This window comes from Nitrospirota bacterium, from assembly GCA_016195565.1.
Lineage (GTDB): Bacteria > Nitrospirota > Thermodesulfovibrionia > Thermodesulfovibrionales > UBA1546 > UBA1546.
Genome location: JACPZK010000017.1, coordinates 88,581 through 109,456, shown reverse-complemented (window position 1 = coordinate 109,456; position 20,876 = coordinate 88,581). Strand labels below are relative to the sequence as shown.

Here is a 20,876-nt window from a genome sequence, read left to right as displayed (position 1 = left end):
GAAAGGAGAGATTATGACAAGCATCAGCGAACTTAAAAAACAGATTCTATTTGAAGACATTGGCACTGCCGAACTTGAAAAGTTAACAAAAGTCATAAAAGAAGTCTCATTAAAAAAAGGAGAGTTTCTTTTTAAGGAAGGCGAGGACACAAAAGGCATTTATATGATTCGTTCAGGGAAGATTGAGATAAACAAGGTAACGCCTGACGGCTGGAAACAGACACTTGCGGTTCTGACTCCGGGACATTTTTTTGGAGAGCTTTCGATTATTGAGCATCGCCGGCATGAAGCTAATGCAATTGCCATTGAAAGCGCAGAACTGTTAAAGCTTCCCAAAGATGAATTCGAGAAACTGGAAAAAGAAGATGTTGTTCTGGCTTCCCAGATACTTAAGAAACTTGTATTGGTCCTGAGCAAAAACCTCAGGCGCATGAACGAGAAATTCTTAAATGCATTGATAAATTACTAAATAAGGAGGATTTTGAAAATGGCCTTTGATGCAACGAAGTTAGCTGACTGGCAGATTTCAGAAGAAGCTGAAAAAAATATGCCCTCACCTGAAGAGTGGCGTGAGAAACTCGGTCTGCAAAAAGACGAGATGCTCCCCATGGGACGCCTCTCCAAAATTGACTTTCTTAAGGTCATCAATCGTCTCAAAGACAAGCCCGATGGCAAGTACATCGAGGTAACGGCCATCACGCCGACCCCTCTGGGCGAAGGCAAAAGCACAACATCGTGCGGCTTGATGGAGGGACTTGGCAAGCGCGGCGTGAACGTTGGAGGAGCGCTGCGTCAGCCTTCCGGCGGCCCCACAATGAACGTAAAAGGCACTGCTGCCGGCGGCGGCAACTCTTTGCTGATTCCCATGACCGAGTTTTCATTGGGACTCACAGGTGACATCAACGACATCATGAACGCCCACAACCTGGCCATGGTAGCAATGACATCCCGTATGCAGCACGAGCGTAATTATAACGATGAGCAGTTGAAGCGTCTCACCAGGATGAGGCGGCTCGGCATAGACCCTACCCGCGTGGAGATGGGATGGATAATGGACTTTTGCGCCCAGAGCCTCCGCAATATAATCATCGGCCTCGGCGGCAGGCAGGACGGTTTTATGATGCAGTCAAAGTTCGGTATCGCAGTAGGCTCAGAGTGCATGGCAATTCTTTCAGTAGCCAATGACCTCGCTGACCTGAAACAGCGCCTGAACAATATCACAGTTGCTTTTGATAAGAGCGGCAAACCTGTTACCACAGGCGATCTTGAAGTCGGCAATGCCATGGCAGCCTTCATGCGCAATACAATCAATCCAACCCTCATGTGCACGGCTGAATACAACCCCTGCTTTGTACATGCCGGGCCTTTTGCCAACATTGCCGTAGGCCAGTCCTCAATCATAGCAGACAGGGTCGGACTGAAATTGTTCGACTACCATGTGACCGAATCCGGTTTTGCGGCAGACATCGGTTTTGAAAAATTCTGGAACGTCAAGTGCCGCTTCAGCGGGCTGAAACCCCACGTATCCGTGCTTACCACTACGGTCCGCGCCCTGAAGATGCACGGCGGCGGTCCCAAGGTAGTGGCCGGCAAGCCCCTGCCTGAAGAATACACAAAGGAAAATATAGCGCTGGTAGAAAAAGGCTGCGCCAACATGATACACATGATTAATGTTATCCGCAAGTCCGGCATAAACCCTGTGGTCTGCGTCAACCGTTTTTATACTGACACGAATGCTGAAGTGGCTGTTGTCAAAAAAGCCGCTGAAGCAGCAGGTGCCCGCTGCGCTGAATCCCAGCATTGGCTAAAGGGCGGTGAGGGAGCTTTGGAACTTGCCGATGCGGTCATTGACGCCTGCAACCAAAAAAATGACTTCAAATATCTGTATCCTATAGAAATGAAGCTGCGCGACCGCGTAGCAACCATCGCCAAAGAAGTATACGGCGCTGACGGCGTCTCATGGCTGCCTGAAGCTGAAGCCAAGGCGAAGATGCTGGAAGACGATCCCAAGTACGCGGACTTCGCCACCATGATGGTCAAGACCCACTTGAGCCTTACACACGACCCTGCCCTCAAGGGAGTTCCTAAAGGGTGGACGCTGCCCATCAGAGATATATTGATTTACTCCGGCGCCAAATTCCTCTGCCCCTGCGCAGGCACTATCAGCCTCATGCCCGGCACAAGTTCCGACCCTGCATACAGAAGGATTGATGTGGATGTGAACACCGGAAAGGTCAGCGGATTGTTCTAAGAGATTAAAAATTAAACTTAAAAAGCCTCCGGAATTTCCGGAGGCTTTTTAAAATTCACTTTCGCACTTCAAGGCCTGAGCCCCATTTTTGCTGTTTATGGCTGATAGTTGTAAGCCGACCCCTTCCTCTATTGCAATTATTGCTGAAAGCTTTTAATATTGAGGGGAAATTTTGCTGTGAATCAGAGAAGTCTCATGATTTGGTTATTTAAGTTTAACCGGGGCCGCTTCCTACTTCAACAACTCAAAGGGACATGGCCTAATTTCTTGAGGGAGGGATAATAACAACATGAGAAGGTTGAGTATATTTTCCCGGCTGATTAGTGTGTATCTCGCCATATTTGTTCCTGCTATGGCGGTGAATGCATATACCATTTTACAGTTACAACAATTTGAGCAGGTTACCCGTTATACGCTGGACGCTGATAATAAAATGAGAGACTACGAAAAGAAGCTCACAGACTCTCTTCTGTCACAGGTGAGGCACGAGAGGAAATATATTATTATAAAAGATGCTGCGCTTTACAGCCAGTTTCTGCTCGCTGAAAGGGATTTCAGTCAATATCTTAATGAGGCAATATACATAGCAGACACCGCCCATAAAAAAGATATATTGCTTAAGATAAAGGATTATCATCAACACTATAAATCTCTTTTTGATGAGGAAATAGGGTTTGTCAGGGCCGATAAAAACTATCCTCAAAATTCGTATAGAGGAGAGAAAGAAAGGATTGTGGATGGAATAATAGAAGAGTTGAGGAGATTGAAGGTCTACACCGAACAAGATACCTATGAAAAGATAAAAGGACTGGGAGAGACCGGAGCCAGGGCGCATAGAGTGGCCATGATGATGACTGTAAGCACTCTCCTTTTTGGAATCATAATCTCTATCTTTATTACAAGAAGTATCACCAGACCACTTTCTTTTATGAAGAAAAAGACCGGAGAGATTGCAAGAGGGGATTTTGAGGGTAACTTAAGCCTTTCCTTTCCACCCGAAATACGAGATTTAGCACAGGCCTTTAATCTTATGTGCAATAAACTTAAAGAGATGGATAAGATGAAGTCGGATTTTTTCTCATTGATGGCCCATGAACTGCGTACCCCCCTTGCCTCCATCAAGGAAGGGAGCAATCTCTTATGGGATGGTATCGGAGGAGAGGTTACGGATAAACAAAAAAGACTTTTGACAATCATCACTGAAGAAAGTAATCGTGTGATTGACCTGGTTAATTCCCTGCTGGATATTTCGAAGATGGAGGCTGGAATGGCGATATTCAACTTTACTGACTCAGATATTAGGCCTCTGATAAATAGGGCTGTTACTGAAATAGAACCCTTGGCGGTGGCTAAAAATATAAGTCTTAAAGTGGACATCACGCAGGAATTACCAACTGTCAAAATGGACAGTGAAAGGATACTTCAGGTACTTCGGAATTTGATAGGGAATGCTATAAAATTTACACCCAACGGTGGTCATGTTAAGGTATCTGCAAGACCTGTTGAGCAAGGCATGGAGGTCTCTGTGGCGGATACTGGACATGGTGTCCCAAGAGAGGATTTAAACATAATCTTTGATAAATTTAAGCAGGCAATGATCACAAGTTATAATAAAATCAAGGGAACAGGCCTAGGGCTGGCCATTGTTAAACATATCATAAAAGCCCATGGAGGTAAGGTTTGGGTAGAAAGCGAATTAAGACATGGAAGTACTTTCATCTTTGTATTACCGGCCTGATACTTCTATCCTTTCTTGGTTGCGCTACATTGAAGGAGATTGAAAATGGGAGAGAAGCGCGCGAATCTATTATTAGGAGTCAAAAACTCCTTGTCCAGGGAGATTACGAGGGTTCTCTGAAAGAAAACCGGAAGGCTTTATCTCTCTCTAATAACAACCCTCCTGGAGATGAGGCCCTTTTTAACATGGGGCTTATTCATGCCCATTCTGAATATCCAAAAAAGGACTATAAAAATTCTCTTAATTTCCTTAGAAGGCTGATTAAAGACTATCCCCAGAGCCCTCTGGTTGAGCAGGCCAAAATCTGGATAGGGATACTACAGGAGAACGAGAAATTAAGCAAAGGGAATGAGGAATTAAATAAAACTATCAGAGAACTAAATAAGGCTATCCAGAAATCACAGCAGGTGGATATCGAGATAGAAGAAAAAAAGAAAGGGCTTTAAAGTCATGTCTTCAAAAAAGATATTAGTAGCGGATGATGATAGTAACCTCTTAGAACTGATAAGGATGAGGCTTGAATCGGCAAACTATGATGTAGCCACCGCACTTAATGAAAATGAGGCGATAGAGGAGGTTAAAAAAGAGGCCTTTGACCTTTCTATTATTGACCTCAGGCTTGTTCACAGGGACGGTATATCATTGATGGAGGAGTTACATTTAATAAACCCTGATATGCCTGTCATCATACTCACTGCCCATGGAAGTATTGAGAGCGCTGTAGAGGCAATGAAAAAGGGGGCCTTTGACTATCTCACCAAACCCTTTAGTCCCCAAGAACTTCTTCTACAGGTCGCAAGGGCCATGGAGAATCGCAGGCTAACCTCTGAAGTCAAAAGGCTTGAAGGGCTTCTGCAGGAGAGATATGATTTTGAAAACATCGTGGCCAAAAGCCAAAGAATGCAGAGGGTATTGGAGCAGATATCCCGCATTGCAAACACTGACTCCACTGTTTATATCTATGGAGAAAGCGGCACAGGTAAGGAGCTCATTACCATGGCCATCCACCTTGCCAGCGAAAGGAAGGGCAAACACTTTGTTGCTATAAACTGTGCTGCTATCCCTGAAACACTTCTCGAAAGCGAACTCTTCGGTTATGAGAAGGGGGCCTTTACCGGCGCTATACGAAATTCAAAGGGTTTATTTGCCCATGCTGCTGGAGGCACAATATTCTTGGATGAAATTGGTGATATGCCCCTTCTGACTCAGGCTAAACTATTAAGGGTGCTTCAGGAGCGACAGTTCTATCCTGTTGGGAGCCAAAAACCAGTAGACATAGATGTGAGGGTCATCGTAGCCACAAATAAAGACCTGGAGGCTGAGGTCAAAAATGGTTCTTTCCGAGAGGATCTCTTTTACAGGATTCATGTCATTCCCATTTATCTGCCTTCTCTCAGAGAAAGAAAAGAAGATATCCCACTTTTAGTAGACCATTTCTTAAAAATATTCAGCCGGCAGATGAAAAAGGAGATAAAGGGCCTGACACCTATGGCAATGCAGAAACTCATGCTTTATGACTGGCCAGGGAATGTGCGGGAGCTGGAGAATACCATCGAGTATGCAGTTGCCATGACACAGCAGGATGTTATCACCGATGACCTGATCCTTCATACAAAGGGTATTGTCCAGGAACCATTAAAGCCCCTTAAGGAGGCAAGGGATGCCTTCGAAAGGGAATATCTCCTTCGCCTCCTTGAACTTACAAGAGGCAATGTCAGTAGAGCAGCAACACTGGCAGGAAAATATCGGGCTGATTTTTATAACCTCTTTAAGAAACACGACATCAAACCTGAGAACTTTAAGAAGACTTGAAAATGAGATACAGGATTGCTAATAAGGTTCTTTTCATAAGCATTCAAATGAGATAATTCAGTTCTTTTGATACGTAAAAGTAAAGAATGTTTTTGAGATGTAGGATAATCCATACATATGGATTATCCTTAAAATTTCTTGCTAAAGGACTATCTTTTATTCAATTCTCATAATCTCTACTGCATGAAAATCCATACAAAAGCCCCTTTAAGGTTAAGACGCCTATCACAATATTCTAATTTAAAATCAAGTACTTAAAGGATACTATTTCTTTTGGTATGCCTCTTGCTAATAAAGAAAAAGCAGCTTAGCTTAACATTAATACCAAGGGAGGGGTATGGAACACAAATCAGAAAAAAGGTCTAGTGGGAGACAAAGCTTTAACAGACCAGTCAGCTTTGAAATATGCGCGACAAAAACCAGCCAATCTATGGATATTCAGCAAAATGGACTTGGAGTAGATATAAGCGCGGAGGGTATAGGCCTCGCCACAGACTATGACTTGAGGAAGGGTGATATTTTAAAGCTCTATCTTCCGATTAATAACGTTGAAACGAGGTTGCCTGCTTATGCTGAGGTAATGTGGTCCAAGCCCGCTGATGAGAACCTCAGAGGGGGATTAAGGTTTTTGGCATGAAGAAAAGTTTGTTTAACCTATAGAACATCGTAAACAACTTATTAAGTTTCAAACTGAAAGGAGGAATTATATGTGCCAAAAGATGCGAGGTGGTGTATGCGATGTCGTGGGTATTGAACCATGGTATATCGAGTGTGCCGATAAAAGTCTCTGCCATTCTAACAACCCCTATGAACACTGCAAGCTCTACATAGCTGAGAAACTCATCAATTATGAATTCCAAAGGTCTATTCTCAGCAATGCAAGATGAGAGAACATAAAGACATAAATTTCTTAGCGCCTTCCCTCCCATTTTACAGGGATATAAGTATAAAGGGAAATTCAGGGCTTATATCCCCACCTCCCCTTTGTATCAAGGCCTCGAGGGAATATTTCCACTTGCTTGTTCCGGTACGGTGTCCACCTTAATAAGTCAATAAGATTGAGGAAAAAATAAATCCTGACTTTCTAACTTTTTGAAAACAAAGGAGGCAAATGAGATGTTAATACCTGGTCAATTTGTAAGTAAGCTAAAATTCAGCTTAATTCCTGTTGTTATGGTTATGATTATGATTATGGTTCTTGGGACTTATGCTCTTGGAAGTGAGATAAAGATCGGCGCAGGGGCTGCACCGGTAGAGAATATTTTAAAGCCTGTGAAGGAGCCATTCGAAAAGGCGACCGGAATAAAACTCACCATTATACCATCAGGGCCTAAGAATGCGTTGATTGACCTCGATAGAGGCCTGACAGATGCAGCAGCAGCAGGCCTCACACTCCAAGACTGGATGGACCTGATGGAGAAGGATGGAGCAAAAGTGAAGGATATGGCATCACTTCAGCAGATTACAATCGGGAAGGACATGATTGTTGTAATTCACCATAAAAATAACCCCGTTTCAAAACTCTCGCAGGAGCAGCTAAAGGGAATCTTTTCAGGAAAGATAACAAACTGGAAGGATGCCGGCGGAAAGGATATGCCCATTACTGTTGTCTGGGGGAAACTTATTCATGGAACTAACAGTCTATTTGAAAAGCGCATCCTTGATGGCAATCCACCAAAGGGAAACATCCTTGAGGCCACTACAGCCGATGATATCAAGCAAAAAGTAACATCAAATCCGGGAGCAATCGGGATCGGCCCATCAGGTATAGTTGATGATACCGTTAAGTCTCCCGAGACACCCGAAATATCAAGGCCGATAATTATGATTACAAAAGGTAACCCCTCACCAAATACCCTTAAACTCGTTGACTACATTAAAGGTGAAGGACAGAGATACATAAAGCAGTAAATAAAGAATGAGCCTGCCTGTATCCAAAGTCGGGGTTTAATCCGGGAGGGGGGTAGTGGAAATATGGGATGTGGAGTCTCATATTTCCACTACCCTCTCACCGCCCCACATAGCGCGATAGTTCAAAAATTCAAAAGCTGAAAAATCTCTATTCCACAACTTTCACCTTCATCTCAATCCTCTCATCAGGATTGTCGTGTGCGTCCCTTGGCTGGTTCACTATCCTGTCCACTGCATCCATGCCTGAGGCCACCTCTCCAAATACCGTGTACTGCCTGTCAAGGAAAGGCGCATCAGCAACGCAGATGAAAAACTGGGAGCCCGCACTGTCCGGATTTGCAGACCGAGCAGCAGAGAGAGTTCCTCTCTTATGCGGCATGTTATTGAATTCAGCTTTAATCGTATATCCGGGGCCTCCCATTCCATGTTTTGACTTGTCAGGACTTTTAGAATTTGGATCTCCTCCCTGTATCATAAAACCCGGAATAACACGGTGGAATATCGTGCCGTCGTAAAATCCTTTTTTTGCAAGCCCTGTAAAATTATTAACGTGATTGGGAGCAACATCAGGGAAAAACTTTAACTCAATATTCCCGAATTTAGTCTCTATTACTGCCTTTGTCTCTGCCATTTTATAATCTCCTTTTTTGTGATTTTATATTAATGCTTGAATACCCTCTGTCCTGTAAATACCATCGCCACTTTTGGATTCGCTTCGTTACACGCCTCAATAACCTCAAAATCACGCTCCGAGCCTCCGGGCTGGACAACTGCTGTAACTCCCTGCTTTATTCCTACTTCAATTCCGTCCCTGAACGGGAAGAACGCATCGGATACCATCACAGCGCCAATAAGCCCTCCTTTATTCTTCCTCGTCTCTTCATCAATCTCCTGAAGCAGGCCTGCATCACGCTCTCCTCGCGCAACTTCCATCTCAAGGGTCTTGTAAGGGATTCCATAGTTCTTAAAACATAATGCATCCGCATATTTTGTATATGCCTTGAATACCGCAATCTCCGCAACGCCCACCCTGTCCTGCTCTCCTGTGCCGATACCTACTGTCTCTCCGTTTTTAACATAGATGACAGAGTTCGATGTAATGCCCATCTCAACGCTCCAGCCGAAAATCATGTCTTCATATTCTTTATCAGTCGGCATCCTTTCTGTGGCATATTCTTTGTTCTTGTATACAGTCTTTGCGGGAAGAAAATCAGCTTTTGACTTTATCCTGCTTAACTGTGACTGCTGGACTATCAAACCGCCGTCAATCAACGACTTGAAATCAACAAAACGGAAGTTCCTGTATTTTTCAAGCTCATTGATTTTTTTGACTCTTATAATCCTGAGATTCTTCCTTTTTGCGAGAATATCAACAGTGCCTTCTTCAAAATCAGGCGCTGCAACAACCTCAAGGTAATTTTCGTTAACAGCTTCTGCTGTTTTTTTATCCATCGGCCTGTTTACAACAAGGCATCCACCGAATGCGGCAATCCTGTCTGCCATATTAGCCCTGTCATATGCATCAGCAATGTCTGTCCCATGCGCTGCGCCGCATGGGTTATTATGCTTCAAGATAACAGCAGCAGGTTTATTTGTGAGATATTTTAGTATGTTTAAGCCATTATCAAGGTCTGTCATGTTAGTTTTACCCGGATGTTTTCCTGCCTGTATCATGTCCTTTTCTGTGATACTGCTTACAAGCCCGTTTCCGGCATTGATATACTCGCATCCAGCGAAGACAAGATTTCCGTTTACCAGTTCATAAATGGCAGCCTGCTGGTCAGGGTTTTCGCCGTAGCGCAACCCCTTCTCTATAACCTCGCCTGTTCTTGCATCCGGAATCTTCCATGCACGCTTTTTATAAACGAGTGTCTGATTCCCTAATTTTATTGTCATATCATCCGGGAAATTGTCATCCATAATAGTGCGGTACATCTTTTTTAGTTCAGACATAGTGCCTCCTCGGGATTAAAAATAGATGTAAATATAATAACAAAAATATAAATAAAAGATTATGAAAATTCATCAAGAGGCTGTGTCTGGATTGAAGCAAGATTCACGGGTCAATCAGAATAGGGGCTGAAGTCGTAATGAAATGTAGCGGATAGCCCCGCACGGGAATTTGCAAAAACCTTAATATATGGTACTAACATCTTCACTTTTACAAAGGTAGTTTAATATTGCCGAAAAACAGATACAGCCTCCTGTATTCCTCATGTAAAGACAACAGGAACAGTTTTGAGCGGAAAAGTTTTTGAATTCTGTTATTATTTATGATATGAAAAAGGTTGGATTAATCTATGACGATATATTCCTTGCGCATGAAACTCCGCAGTGGCATCCCGAGTGCAAAGAGAGATTAATCGCAATTATGGATGCGCTCAAATCCTCGGCGATTTGGGATAAACTCATACACATAAAACCCCGCAAGGCTGAGTTCAAGGATATAGAGGCTGTTCATCTGCACGATTATATTGAAAGGCTTAAGGGGATGAGAACCGGCTATGCCGACCCTGACACATACATATCAGTGAACAGCCTTGAAGCTGCGCTGTATGCGGCAGGCGCTGTGATAGAGGCAATAGACAGATGCAAAAAAGGAGAAATTGAGAGGGCCTTCTGTGCTGTTCGGCCTCCGGGACATCACGCAGAGGCAGGCAGGGCCATGGGCTTCTGCATATTCAATAATGTCGCAGTTGGAGCGCGGTATGCGCAGAAAAGAGGATACAAAAAAATATTCATCATAGATTTTGACGTCCATCACGGAAACGGCACGCAGCATATATTTGAGGAAGATGATACAGTGTTTTATTTCAGCACCCATGAGTATCCTCACTATCCCGGAACAGGCAGCGGCTCTGAAAGAGGAAAAGGCAAAGGCGAAGGATACACTTATAATGTACCTCTGAATTCCGGCTCCGGCAATAAAGACTATCTCCATATATATCAGGACATGCTTCCTGATCTTGTAAGAAGGTTCACGCCGGATATTATCATTGTGTCCGCCGGTTATGACATCCGCGCCGAAGACCCCTTGTCAGGCATAAGGGTTTCTGACGAAGGAATAAGAGGCCTTGTGAACAGCATATTGTCATGCGCAGAGGTTCCTGTTATCTTTGCGCTTGAAGGAGGTTATGATTTGCAGGCGCTCGGCAAGTCGGTTTTACTAACAATCAAAGAGATGCTGGCATAGTCCGAATTACTCTTTAAGTCTCTTGAAAACCAGACAGGCGTTTGTTCCGCCAAAACCGAATGAATTGGACATAACGCAGTTAACATCCATCTTCCGTGCTTTATGAGGAACATAATCAAGGTCGCACTGCGGGTCGGGATTATCAAGGTTTATTGTCGGAGGAACAATATTATCTCTCATGCATAAAACACATACAACAGCCTCAACGCCTCCTGCCGCGCCGAGCAGATGCCCTGTCATGGATTTTGTTGAACTCACTGCAAGCTTATATGCATGGCCTTTAAATACTGTCTTTATAGCGATACTCTCAAGTTCATCCCCGTATTTTGTGGATGTCCCGTGTGCATTTATATAGTCAACTTCTGAAGCGGCAACTCCTCCGTCTTTTAAAGCTATAGCCATGCACCGTGCAGCGCCTTCTCCCTCAGGAGCAGGAGACGTCATATGGTAAGCGTCTGCTGTCATCCCGTATCCGGCAATCTCGGCATATATTCTGGCGCCCCTTGAGCGTGAGTGTTCGAGGCTCTCAAGCACCATTATGCCAACGCCTTCTCCCATAACAAAACCATCCCTGTCTGCGTCAAACGGCCTGCTTGCCTTTTCAGGTTCATCGTTTTGTATAGAAAGCGCCTTCATTGCATTGAACCCGCCGATTCCCATCGGCGTTATAACAGATTCAGCGCCGCCTGCAATCATTGCATCTGCGTCTCCTCTCTGAATTATCTTGAATGCGTCGCCTATTGAATGGCTGCCGGTAGCGCATGCGGTTGCAACTGCAGAAATTGGGCCCTTGGCGCCATATTTCATGGACACATGGCCGCCTGCAAGGTTTATTATTAGCATAGGGATAAAGAAAGGAGTTATCCTTCTGGGGCCTTTTTCAAGGAGAACAGAATGGTAATGTTCAATTGCCGGCAGTCCGCCCATGCCTGAGCCGATTATCACACCGACACTTTCGGCATTGCTGTCCGTTATCTTTAACCCCGAATCCTTTACAGCCATATCCGAAGCTGCAATGGCAAGATGGATAAAACGGTCCATCTTCTTTATTTCTTTAGGCTCTATATAGTCCTCAGGGTTAAACCCCTCCACCTCGCCTGCTATCTGAGTTGCAAAAGCAGAAGCGTCAAACCGGGTCAGTTTTTTTATACCCGACCTGCCTTCAATAAGCCCTTTCCAGCTTTCTTCGACTCCAATCCCTACAGGCGTGATAAGGCCTACACCCGTTACAACAACTCTTCTTTTTTCCATTAAGCTTTTTTACTGTTGATATACGCTATAGCGTCCTTGACCTTTGTTATCTTTTCAGCATCCTCGTCGGGTATCTCTATGTTGAATGACTCTTCAAATGCCATTACGAGCTCAACCGTATCCAGCGAGTCTGCGCCCAGGTCTTCAACAAAGGATGCTTCCGGCGTCACCTCTGAAGCATTGACGCCAAGCTGTTTTGATATAATCTCTTTTACCTTTTCTTCTACCATTTAAAACACCTCCAAGTTTAGTTCAAGTTATAAGTTAAGAGTTAGGAGTTAAAAATTCACAACTTTCAACTTCTAACTTTTAACTCTTAATTTGTGTTACATATACATCCCGCCGTTAACATGTATCACCTGTCCTGTTATATAACCCGCTTCCGGCGATGCGAGAAAGACAACGGCATTTGCAACATCATCTGTAGCGCCGAACCTTCCAAGCGGAATCGCCCTCTTCATATCCTCCTTAACGTTTTCAGGCAGGGCCTCGGTCATGGCAGTTGTTATAAAGCCCGGCGCAACTGCATTTGCGGTAATCCCCCTGCTCGCATATTCTTTTGCGGTAGTCTTTGTCAGTCCGACTATTCCCGCTTTTGATGCGCTGTAATTTGCCTGTCCCGGATTCCCCATAAAAGCAACCACTGACGATATATTTATAATCCTGCCGTATCTCTGTTTTGCCATTACTTTAACCGCCTCCTTAGAACAGAGGAACACGCTCTTCAGGTTAATATTAATCACGGCATCCCAGTCTTCTTCCTTCATCCTCATTATAAGCCCGTCTCTTGTTACGCCTGCATTATTTACAAGAATGTCTATTTTACCATAGTCTTTTGCTATCTCTCCGAATACTTTAGCCACTTCTTCTGACTTTGAGACATCAAGCCCGACTCCGGTTGCCTTAACACCCAGCTTTTCTATCTCAGCCGCTGTCCCCTGCGCCTGCTCGCTGCTGATATCGGCAATAACGATATTGACGCCTTTTCTTGCAAGCGCCTCGGCTATTGTCTTTCCAATCCCGCGTGCGCCGCCTGTGATAACAGCCACCTGTCCTTTAAAATCCATCAATTCCTCCAATCAAAAAATCGGCTATAATTTTAACAGAGAGTTCTATTTATTTTCCAGTCCTCTCAGAAAAATTTCCGATTAAAGACAAAAAAGCAGAATAAAATTTACCGATGAATCTTATCTCACAAAAACAGAAAAAACAAGTGTGATATATGTTATAATTTAAAATTGCAATGCACTATCTTATCACAGTAGTCTAATTTTTATGAAGAAAAAAATGCGTAAACAAATAAGGAAGGCTATATTCCCTGCAGGCGGGCTTGGCACAAGGTTTCTGCCTGCTACAAAGGCATCGCCCAAGGAGATGCTCCCGATTGTTGATAAGCCGATGATACAGTATGCGGTAGAAGAAGCCATCGCATGCAACATTGAGGAGTTCATAATAATCACAGGCAAATATAAGCGCGCTATCGAAGACCATTTTGACTCGGCATACGAACTTGAAGAAAATCTCAGGCAGATGAAAAAGAAAAAGCTTCTCAACGAAATAACAAAGCTCAACCATTTGAACTTCGCATACATAAGGCAGAAAGCGGCGCTCGGCCTCGGGCATGCAATTCTCTGCGCAAGGCCGTTTGTAAAGGATGAGCCATTTGCGGTGCTGTTAAGCGACGATGTAATCGCTCCGGAAGAAACATTGCTGAGAGATATGCTGGGGCTGTATGAAAAACTTGGCTGTCCGATACTCGCGCTTGAAGAAGTTCCAATGACTGAGATACATAAATACGGCGTAATAAAGGGGAACCCTTGCGGCAGCGGGGTATATAAAATCAGCGACCTCGTTGAAAAACCCGCAAGAGAAAAGGCGCCGTCCAACCTTGCAATAATAGGCAGATACATTCTCACACCGCAGATATTCGGCGTACTCGAGAAATTGCCTCCGGGCAGGGGCGGAGAGATACAACTGACAGACGGACTCAAAAAACTTCTTAAAAAGGAACCCATTTACGGTTATATTTTCAAAGGCCGGCGGTATGACGCAGGAGACAAGTTAGGTTATCTTAAGGCAACGGTAAACTTTGCCCTGAAAAATCCGGAGGTCTCGAAACCGTTCACCGAATATCTGATTGATATAGCGGCAATGATTAAAAAATAAAGGGTCAGGGATTCAGGTAAATTAACCGGACGGATTCGCACCCTGTATTCAGGAGATAAGAATGGCAAAAGCAGCGGAAAAAGAAGAAAAAGAAAAAGAGATTGAGATTCCTCAAAGCCTTCCTGTGCTTCCTATAAGGGACATCGTTGTCTTTCCTTATATGATACTCCCTCTTTTTGTGGGAAGAGAAATGTCCATAAAGGCGATAGAGCATTCATTAAGCACAAACAAGATGATAATGCTAATTGCTCAGAAAGACCTTAATGCTGAGAATCCGTCGCCTTCCGACCTCTACCATGTAGGCACTGTAGGACTCATAATGAGGATGCTCAAACTCCCTGACGGCAGAGTCAAGGTGCTTGTGCAGGGGCTGAGCAAGGCAAAGGCAGTGAAGTTTCTCAAAGAAGAGCCGTTCTTTACTGCGACCATAGAAAAAATAACAGATACTCAGCCCGAAGAAATAACTATAGAGACTGAGGCCATAATGAGAACTGTGAAGGAACAGATAGATAAAACAGTCTCTCTCGGAAAAACAATACTCCCTGATATCATGATTGTGATTGAAAATCTTGAAGACCCCGGGAAACTTGCCGACCTCATAGCCTCAAACATCGGATTAAAAACAGAGCAGGCGCAGGAAGTGCTTGAAATAACCGAACCTGCCCGGCGGCTGAAAAAAGTCAGTGAAATACTGAACAGAGAGATAGAACTCCTCACTGTTCAGCAGAAGATTCAGACAGAAGTCAGGGGTGAGATAGACAAGAATCAGAGGGAATATTTCCTCAGGGAACAACTGAAGGCTATACAGAAAGAGCTTGGAGACATTGATGAGCGCTCAGAAGAGATAAAGGAATTCAAGAAAAAGATTTTGGAAGTAAAGATGCCTGAAAAAGTTCAGAAAGAGGCAGAGAAACAGCTTAAGCGCCTTGAGAAGATGCACCCTGACAGCGCCGAGGCAGGAACTGTAAGGACCTATCTTGAATGGATGGTTGAACTGCCGTGGTCCAAACAGACAAAAGACAATCTTGATATAAAAGCAGCAAAAAAAGTGCTTGATGACGACCACTATGACTTAGAGAAGGTAAAAGAGCGGATACTTGAATATCTCAGCGTAAGAAAGCTGAGGAAAGAAAAGATGAAAGGCCCTATACTCTGTTTTATAGGCCCTCCGGGAGTTGGAAAGACATCACTGGGAAAATCCATTGCAAGGTCCCTCGGAAGGGAATTCGTCCGCATGTCTCTGGGAGGAGTCAGAGACGAAGCAGAAATCAGAGGGCACAGAAGGACCTATGTAGGAGCGCTTCCCGGCAGGATGATACAGGGTATAAAAACAGCAGGCACCAACAATCCTGTTTTCATGCTTGACGAGATAGACAAGATTGGAATGGATTTCAGGGGAGACCCGTCATCAGCGCTTCTTGAGGTGCTGGACCCTGAACAGAACAACACCTTTGTGGACCATTACCTTACAGTTCCCTTCGACCTTTCAAGGGTGATGTTCATAACAACCGGGAACCTTGTTGACACAATACCAAACCCCCTGCGCGACAGGATGGAGATAATCTATCTCTCGGGATATACGTCAGAGGAAAAGCTCGGCATTGCAAAAAATTATCTTATCCCGAAACAGCTTGAAGAACATGGGATAACAGGCAAGGTGTTGAAGATAGCAGACTCCGCAGTTCTTACAATAATATCTCAGTATACAAGAGAGGCGGGCGTCAGAAACCTTGAAAGGGAGATAGCCAATCTTTGCAGAAAAGTTGCAAAGAAAATAGCGGAGGGGAAACAGAAAAATTTTCTTATAACTTCAAGAAATCTGCATAAATTTCTCGGCATCCCAAAATACCTTCTCGAAGAAGAGATGGAAAAAGACGAGGTCGGCGTTTCAACCGGCCTTGCCTGGACCGAGTCGGGAGGCGACATAATTTATGTTGAGGCTACTACCATGAAGGGCAAGGGCAGTCTCACGCTGACAGGACAACTCGGAGACGTTATGAAGGAGTCTGCACAGGCAGCTTTAAGCTATGTCCGCTCAAAGGCTAAGTCACTTGGGATAAAGGATGAGGTCTTCTCAAAAACAGATATTCACATACATGTCCCTGCAGGCGCAACACCCAAAGACGGACCTTCAGCAGGCATAACAATGGCGACTGCAATTGCATCAGCGCTCACAGGAAAACCTGTAAGAAAGGATTTTGCAATGACAGGCGAAGTGACATTGAGAGGCCGGGTGCTTCCGATAGGCGGACTCAAAGAGAAGGCTTTAGCGGCAAAGAGAATGGGCATAAAACATATAGTTATTCCGAAAAGAAATAAAAAAGACCTTGAAGATATTCCGAAATACGTAAAAAAAGACCTGACATTCATCTTTGCCGATACAATGGATGATGTGCTTAAAGCAGCGCTGAAAACCAACAAGAAAAAGTGAACAGTTTTTTAACTAATACAAACTCAATAAATACTTTTTCATTGTCATTGCAAGCGACCAACGGGAGCGTGGCAATCTCACTTGTAGCTATGAGATTGCTTCGTCGTTTCACTCCTCGCAATGACACCTTACTTATTGCATTTGTATTAAATACTATTCACTAATAACTGTCATGAAACTTTCTGCTATCGGCGAATTATCCCTTCTGAAAACAATCCGCAGAAGATTTACCGTAAAATCAAGAGATGTCATCGTAGGCATAGGCGATGACACGGCAGTAATAAAACCGTCGGGCAATAATTTATTGGCAACCACCGATATGATGGTTGAAGGCATTCACTTTGACCTGAATCTTATAACGCCCTATCAGCTCGGATTTAAACTCGTCTCCGTGAATGTGAGCGACATATATGCCATGGGCGGAAGGCCTCAATACCTTTTGCTTGATATTGCATTGAACAAAAACACGGAGCAGTCATTTGTTGACAGATTTTTTGACGGCATACGCTGTGCAATGAAATTATACGGAGTCTCTCTCATAGGCGGAGACATTTCTTCCTCAAGGAAAGATTTGGTCCTTGCAGCAACGCTCATAGGCGATGCGAAAAAGCATATAAGACGCTCAGGCGCAAAACCCGGTGACAGGATATACGTAACAGGGAATCTCGGTGATTCAGCATGCGGGCTTGAGATTCTTAAAAGACTGACGCCTAAATCAATACAAACAGTTAAAAGTGAAAAGTTAAAAGTGAAAAATGAAACGATAAAAAATATTTTCTTAACTCTTAACTCTCAACTCTTAACTCTCAACTGGAGCATGGCGAAGCCATTGCTTAGAAGGCATCTCATGCCTGAGGCAAGAAATCCAAAAAATTTTACCAGATATGCAACAGCGATGATTGACTTAAGCGACGGGCTTTTTATTGACCTCTCAAGGCTCTGCGACGAAAGTAAAACCGGCGCAAAGATATACATGGAGCGCATCCCTGTTTCCGGCAAGATGAGAACTGCGTCTTCTCTGCTTGGGCTGGACGCCATGAAACTTGCCTGCTCAGTCGGAGAGGACTATGAACTGCTTTTCACGACATCTCCAACCTCCCCCATCCCCTCCTTGTTAAGGAGGGGCTTAGGGGAGGTTAAAATAACTTATATCGGAGACATTGTAAAATCAGGAAGAAAAATCATAGATACAAACGGCAGAGAGAAAAAGTTCTCTCCTTCAGGATACCGGCACTTTGAAATTCAAAGATAGACTCAGAGACATCTTAACCATCAAGGATTCTCCTCACAGGCTGGCAATTGCCTTTGCCGCCGGTGTTTTCATAGGCATGTCTCCCCTGCTGGGCTTTCATACTATTCTCGGAATCGCAGCAGCCTGGATTTTCGGACTGAACAGGATTGTCACCATCACAGGTGTGTTCGTCACAAACCCGTGGACTATCGTCCCTATCTATACTTTCAGCGTTTATATCGGCGCAAAATGCCTCGGCATAAAACAGGCGATGCCCAAAATAGACTGGGCGCATATTACCTTCAGCCGCTTTGTGCATGAACTAAAGCCTCTGCTCATACCTTTTGTCTTTGGCACACTTTTGATTGGTTTCATCTCAGCTGTTATCAGTTATTTTATTATCTACCATGCGGTGAAAAAGGCGCACTCCTATGGCAAATAAATTTTCTCTTGTAAGCCTGGGGTGTCCGAAAAACCTTGTTGACTCTGATAATCTTACGGAGAGACTCGTCAACAGCGGATTATCGTACCTTGATAATCCTGAAAATACAGACATTCTCCTTATAAACACATGCGGTTTCATACAAGACGCAAAAAAAGAGTCAATAGCAGAGATACTAAAGCTTGCTGAAATAAAGAAAAGGACTCATGTTAGCGTGACAGTGAATAGTGACAGTGTCGGTAAAAAACTGACACTGAAACCTGACACTGATACTAACCTGCCCTCTCAAACCCATGAACACCATCCAAAACTGATTGTCTTCGGATGTCTTGCAAAGCGATATAAAAACGACCTGATAAAAGAGATTCCCGATATAGATGCTATATTCGGAGTCGGAGAAGAGGAAAAGATAGTTGAATACTGCGAAAAAATACAGGTTCCAAGTGTTAGCGTGTCAGTGAATAGTGTCAGTGTCGGTAAAAAACTGACACTGAAAACTGACACTGACACTAATCTAACCCCTTCACCCATTCACCCATTCAGCAGCTACGCCTATCTCAAAATTGCGGAAGGTTGCAGCAGGAAATGCACATACTGTGTTATCCCCTCAATCAGAGGAGAATACAAAAGCATCACGCCTGATGAAATCCTTAAAAAAGCAGAGGGATATATAAATGCAGGGATAAAAGAGCTTATTCTTATTGCACAGGACACTGCTTCCTACGGCAAAGGCCTCAAGGGATATGACATTGCTGCTCTCCTTAAAGGCCTCTGCTCAATAAAAGGTGATTTTTGGATACGGCTGCTCTATGCCTATCCTGCGTCAATAAAAGACCCGCTCCTGAAGGTTATTGCCGGAGAAGAAAAGATATGCAAGTACCTTGATATACCTTTTCAGCACTCTGAGGACAGAATCCTCAAGCTCATGAAAAGAGGAGGCAGCAGAAAGGGATACCTGAACCTCATCAGAAAAATCAGGCACACCATACCTGATATTGCGTTAAGGACAACATTCATAGCGGGTTTTCCCTCCGAGACAGAGGAGGAATTCAATTCGCTTATAAAATTCATAGAGGAAGCAGAATTTGACAGGCTTGGCGCCTTTAAATATTCAAAAGAAGAAGGCACACCTGCCGCAAAACTCAAAGAACATCTGACAGAGGCAATAAAAAACAGAAGGTTTGATACAATAATGAGGCATCAGGCAGATATATCGCTGAAGAAAAACAAGGCATTAATAGGCAGTAGATTTAAGGCTATAGTTGACGAGATTGACAATGGGATAGCCATCGGAAGATTGTATTCCCATGCGCCTGAGATAGACGGAGTGGTGATTATTGAAAATTTAAAGTTAAAAATTCAAAATTCAAAATTGAAAGTCGGAGATTTTGTGACTGTAGAGATTACAGATGTTTATGATTATGACTTAAGAGGAATCATTATAAGTAAAGAGTCATTGCGAGGAGCATTAGCAACGAAGCAATCTCAAGAGATAAGATTGCCACGCCTTCGGCTCGCAATGACACAAAGAGGTCGTTCCAGATGAAAAAAATTCCGTGGCTGCACATAGTTCTTTTTATCGCCACATTTTTTTCCACTCTTACAGTGGGCGCACTCCAGACACAGACAATAGAAGACATAATTAAAACTCCGTCAAAAATAACAGCCGGACTGCCGTTTTCAGTTACCCTTATGCTTATACTTCTCTGTCATGAGTTATCGCATTATATTGCCTCAAGAAAGCATCATGTGAAGGCAACCCTGCCCTATTTCATTCCCGCGCCTACCTTAATTGGAACACTCGGCGCATTTATAAAAATGAAATCTCCCATCACTACAAGAGAAGCGCTTATAGACATTGGCGCATCAGGCCCTATCGCAGGCTTTATAGTCTCGCTTATGGCAGTCATCATAGGACTTCCGCTGTCCAGGATAATAGTGGCAAAAGGGCTGGAAGGCGGCCTGTCTCTCGGAGACTCTCTGCTTTTCTCTCTGCTTTCGCGATTAATTCTGGGCGATCTGCCGGAATCGTATGATGTGCTTTTGCACCCCATTGCATTTGCAGGGTGGATAGGTTTCTTTGTCACGGCGCTGAATCTGATACCCGTAGGCCAGCTTGACGGAGGGCACATTGCGTATGCCCTGTTGGGAGAAAAACATGAGAACATGTCAAAGATATTGGTCCTTTCCATGCTGATACTTGGGTTCTTATTCTGGGAGGGATGGATTATATGGGCCGTGCTCCTGCTTATTCTGGGTCTGAGGCATCCGCCTGTTATGTACTGGGAAACGCCTCTGGACGGCAGAAGAAGGCTCATCAGCTGGATTACGGCAATAATATTCATCCTGACATTTATTCCTGTGCCGTTTAAGGTAATGCCGTAAACCCTTTTGCGCCCAACACTGCTTCGGCTTACCTTGCCTCGTGACTTCAAATCATTTGTGATATA

20 protein-coding genes are annotated in these 20,876 nt (G+C 44.0%); 15 read left to right on the top strand and 5 right to left on the bottom strand.

Features of this window, described 5'->3' with window-relative positions; all coding sequences use genetic code 11:
- Positions 1–13: 13 nt before the first annotated feature.
- The 8 genes from HY035_06165 to HY035_06130 all read left to right on the top strand — a co-directional run bounded on the left by HY035_06165 (position 14) and on the right by HY035_06130 (position 7,712).
- Positions 14–469 carry a cyclic nucleotide-binding domain-containing protein gene (locus HY035_06165; GenBank protein MBI3377968.1) on the top strand — a complete coding sequence of 152 codons (456 nt, stop codon included), beginning with the start codon at positions 14–16 and terminating at the stop codon, positions 467–469.
- 18 nt (positions 470–487) lie between these two features.
- Positions 488–2,251 carry a formate--tetrahydrofolate ligase gene (locus tag HY035_06160; GenBank protein ID MBI3377967.1) on the top strand — a complete coding sequence of 588 codons (1,764 nt, stop codon included), beginning with the start codon at positions 488–490 and terminating at the stop codon, positions 2,249–2,251.
- Between the two features lie 289 nt (positions 2,252–2,540).
- Positions 2,541–3,989, top strand: a complete 1,449-nt coding sequence (locus tag HY035_06155; GenBank protein ID MBI3377966.1) for a HAMP domain-containing histidine kinase — start codon at positions 2,541–2,543, stop codon at positions 3,987–3,989.
- On the top strand, positions 3,932–4,435 hold the full coding sequence (locus HY035_06150) for a hypothetical protein (GenBank protein MBI3377965.1): 504 nt from the start codon (positions 3,932–3,934) through the stop codon (positions 4,433–4,435). The genes HY035_06155 and HY035_06150 overlap by 58 nt, the downstream gene beginning before the upstream one ends.
- 4 nt (positions 4,436–4,439) lie before the next feature.
- Positions 4,440–5,801: a sigma-54-dependent Fis family transcriptional regulator gene (locus HY035_06145; GenBank protein ID MBI3377964.1), complete on the top strand. Its 1,362-nt coding sequence runs from the start codon at positions 4,440–4,442 to the stop codon at positions 5,799–5,801.
- A 337-nt stretch (positions 5,802–6,138) separates the two neighbouring features.
- Positions 6,139–6,438 (top strand): PilZ domain-containing protein, encoded by a 300-nt coding sequence (locus tag HY035_06140; protein ID MBI3377963.1) that lies wholly within the window; start codon positions 6,139–6,141, stop codon positions 6,436–6,438.
- 70 nt (positions 6,439–6,508) lie between these two features.
- Positions 6,509–6,688 (top strand): hypothetical protein, encoded by a 180-nt coding sequence (locus tag HY035_06135; GenBank protein ID MBI3377962.1) that lies wholly within the window; start codon positions 6,509–6,511, stop codon positions 6,686–6,688.
- A 286-nt stretch (positions 6,689–6,974) separates the two neighbouring features.
- Positions 6,975–7,712, top strand: coding sequence for a substrate-binding domain-containing protein (locus HY035_06130; protein MBI3377961.1), 738 nt, complete (start codon positions 6,975–6,977; stop codon positions 7,710–7,712).
- 148 nt (positions 7,713–7,860) lie between these two features.
- Here HY035_06130 and HY035_06125 read toward each other — a convergent pair whose 3' ends face one another.
- Positions 7,861–8,343: a peptidylprolyl isomerase gene (locus tag HY035_06125; protein MBI3377960.1), complete on the bottom strand. Its 483-nt coding sequence runs from the start codon at positions 8,341–8,343 to the stop codon at positions 7,861–7,863.
- 29 nt (positions 8,344–8,372) lie between these two features.
- The gene (locus HY035_06120; GenBank protein ID MBI3377959.1) at positions 8,373–9,665 is read right to left on the bottom strand and encodes an IMP cyclohydrolase; all 1,293 of its coding nucleotides are present in this window, start codon (positions 9,663–9,665) and stop codon (positions 8,373–8,375) included.
- Positions 9,666–9,990: 325 nt separating this feature from the next.
- On the opposite strand from HY035_06120, the gene HY035_06115 reads away from it, so the two are divergent.
- A complete protein-coding gene (locus HY035_06115) occupies positions 9,991–10,905 on the top strand; it encodes a histone deacetylase (GenBank protein MBI3377958.1) in 915 nt (304 codons plus the stop codon).
- A gap of 6 nt (positions 10,906–10,911) precedes the next feature.
- Here HY035_06115 and fabF read toward each other — a convergent pair whose 3' ends face one another.
- The 3 genes from fabF to fabG form a co-directional block, all read right to left on the bottom strand.
- The gene (gene fabF / locus HY035_06110) at positions 10,912–12,156 is read right to left on the bottom strand and encodes a beta-ketoacyl-ACP synthase II (protein MBI3377957.1); all 1,245 of its coding nucleotides are present in this window, start codon (positions 12,154–12,156) and stop codon (positions 10,912–10,914) included.
- Positions 12,156–12,386 (bottom strand): acyl carrier protein, encoded by a 231-nt coding sequence (gene acpP, locus HY035_06105; GenBank protein MBI3377956.1) that lies wholly within the window; start codon positions 12,384–12,386, stop codon positions 12,156–12,158. The genes fabF and acpP overlap by 1 nt, the downstream gene beginning before the upstream one ends.
- 96 nt (positions 12,387–12,482) lie before the next feature.
- Complete coding sequence (gene fabG / locus HY035_06100) at positions 12,483–13,223, bottom strand: 3-oxoacyl-[acyl-carrier-protein] reductase (protein MBI3377955.1); 741 nt, start codon at positions 13,221–13,223, stop codon at positions 12,483–12,485.
- A 220-nt stretch (positions 13,224–13,443) separates the two neighbouring features.
- On the opposite strand from fabG, the gene galU reads away from it, so the two are divergent.
- The 6 genes from galU to HY035_06070 all read left to right on the top strand — a co-directional run bounded on the left by galU (position 13,444) and on the right by HY035_06070 (position 20,811).
- The gene (gene galU, locus HY035_06095; protein ID MBI3377954.1) at positions 13,444–14,322 is read left to right on the top strand and encodes a UTP--glucose-1-phosphate uridylyltransferase GalU; all 879 of its coding nucleotides are present in this window, start codon (positions 13,444–13,446) and stop codon (positions 14,320–14,322) included.
- Positions 14,323–14,383: 61 nt separating this feature from the next.
- The gene (gene lon / locus HY035_06090) at positions 14,384–16,753 is read left to right on the top strand and encodes an endopeptidase La (GenBank protein ID MBI3377953.1); all 2,370 of its coding nucleotides are present in this window, start codon (positions 14,384–14,386) and stop codon (positions 16,751–16,753) included.
- A 172-nt stretch (positions 16,754–16,925) separates the two neighbouring features.
- Complete coding sequence (gene thiL / locus HY035_06085) at positions 16,926–18,005, top strand: thiamine-phosphate kinase (GenBank protein ID MBI3377952.1); 1,080 nt, start codon at positions 16,926–16,928, stop codon at positions 18,003–18,005.
- The gene (locus HY035_06080; GenBank protein ID MBI3377951.1) at positions 17,989–18,426 is read left to right on the top strand and encodes a DUF2062 domain-containing protein; all 438 of its coding nucleotides are present in this window, start codon (positions 17,989–17,991) and stop codon (positions 18,424–18,426) included. The genes thiL and HY035_06080 overlap by 17 nt, the downstream gene beginning before the upstream one ends.
- Complete coding sequence (rimO, locus tag HY035_06075; GenBank protein ID MBI3377950.1) at positions 18,416–19,972, top strand: 30S ribosomal protein S12 methylthiotransferase RimO; 1,557 nt, start codon at positions 18,416–18,418, stop codon at positions 19,970–19,972. The genes HY035_06080 and rimO overlap by 11 nt, the downstream gene beginning before the upstream one ends.
- Entirely contained in the window at positions 19,969–20,811 is an 843-nt protein-coding gene (locus HY035_06070) for a site-2 protease family protein (protein ID MBI3377949.1), read from the top strand. The genes rimO and HY035_06070 overlap by 4 nt, the downstream gene beginning before the upstream one ends.
- Positions 20,812–20,876 lie beyond the last annotated feature (65 nt).

Excerpts from the sequence above, each read along its gene's own strand:
- HY035_06165 (MBI3377968.1), top strand. The coding sequence starts at position 14 with ATGACAAGCATCAGCGAACTTAAAAAACAGATTCTATTTGAAGACATT.
- HY035_06160 (MBI3377967.1), top strand. The coding sequence starts at position 488 with ATGGCCTTTGATGCAACGAAGTTAGCTGACTGGCAGATTTCAGAAGAA.
- HY035_06155 (MBI3377966.1), top strand. The coding sequence starts at position 2,541 with ATGAGAAGGTTGAGTATATTTTCCCGGCTGATTAGTGTGTATCTCGCC.
- HY035_06145 (MBI3377964.1), top strand. The coding sequence starts at position 4,440 with ATGTCTTCAAAAAAGATATTAGTAGCGGATGATGATAGTAACCTCTTA.
- HY035_06140 (MBI3377963.1), top strand. The coding sequence starts at position 6,139 with ATGGAACACAAATCAGAAAAAAGGTCTAGTGGGAGACAAAGCTTTAAC.
- HY035_06135 (MBI3377962.1), top strand. The coding sequence starts at position 6,509 with ATGTGCCAAAAGATGCGAGGTGGTGTATGCGATGTCGTGGGTATTGAA.
- HY035_06130 (MBI3377961.1), top strand. The coding sequence starts at position 6,975 with ATGGTTATGATTATGATTATGGTTCTTGGGACTTATGCTCTTGGAAGT.
- HY035_06125 (MBI3377960.1), bottom strand. The coding sequence starts at position 8,343 with ATGGCAGAGACAAAGGCAGTAATAGAGACTAAATTCGGGAATATTGAG.
- HY035_06120 (MBI3377959.1), bottom strand. The coding sequence starts at position 9,665 with ATGTCTGAACTAAAAAAGATGTACCGCACTATTATGGATGACAATTTC.
- HY035_06115 (MBI3377958.1), top strand. The coding sequence starts at position 9,991 with ATGAAAAAGGTTGGATTAATCTATGACGATATATTCCTTGCGCATGAA.
- fabF (MBI3377957.1), bottom strand. The coding sequence starts at position 12,156 with ATGGAAAAAAGAAGAGTTGTTGTAACGGGTGTAGGCCTTATCACGCCT.
- acpP (MBI3377956.1), bottom strand. The coding sequence starts at position 12,386 with ATGGTAGAAGAAAAGGTAAAAGAGATTATATCAAAACAGCTTGGCGTC.
- fabG (MBI3377955.1), bottom strand. The coding sequence starts at position 13,223 with ATGGATTTTAAAGGACAGGTGGCTGTTATCACAGGCGGCGCACGCGGG.
- galU (MBI3377954.1), top strand. The coding sequence starts at position 13,444 with ATGCGTAAACAAATAAGGAAGGCTATATTCCCTGCAGGCGGGCTTGGC.
- lon (MBI3377953.1), top strand. The coding sequence starts at position 14,384 with ATGGCAAAAGCAGCGGAAAAAGAAGAAAAAGAAAAAGAGATTGAGATT.
- thiL (MBI3377952.1), top strand. The coding sequence starts at position 16,926 with ATGAAACTTTCTGCTATCGGCGAATTATCCCTTCTGAAAACAATCCGC.
- rimO (MBI3377950.1), top strand. The coding sequence starts at position 18,416 with ATGGCAAATAAATTTTCTCTTGTAAGCCTGGGGTGTCCGAAAAACCTT.
- HY035_06070 (MBI3377949.1), top strand. The coding sequence starts at position 19,969 with ATGAAAAAAATTCCGTGGCTGCACATAGTTCTTTTTATCGCCACATTT.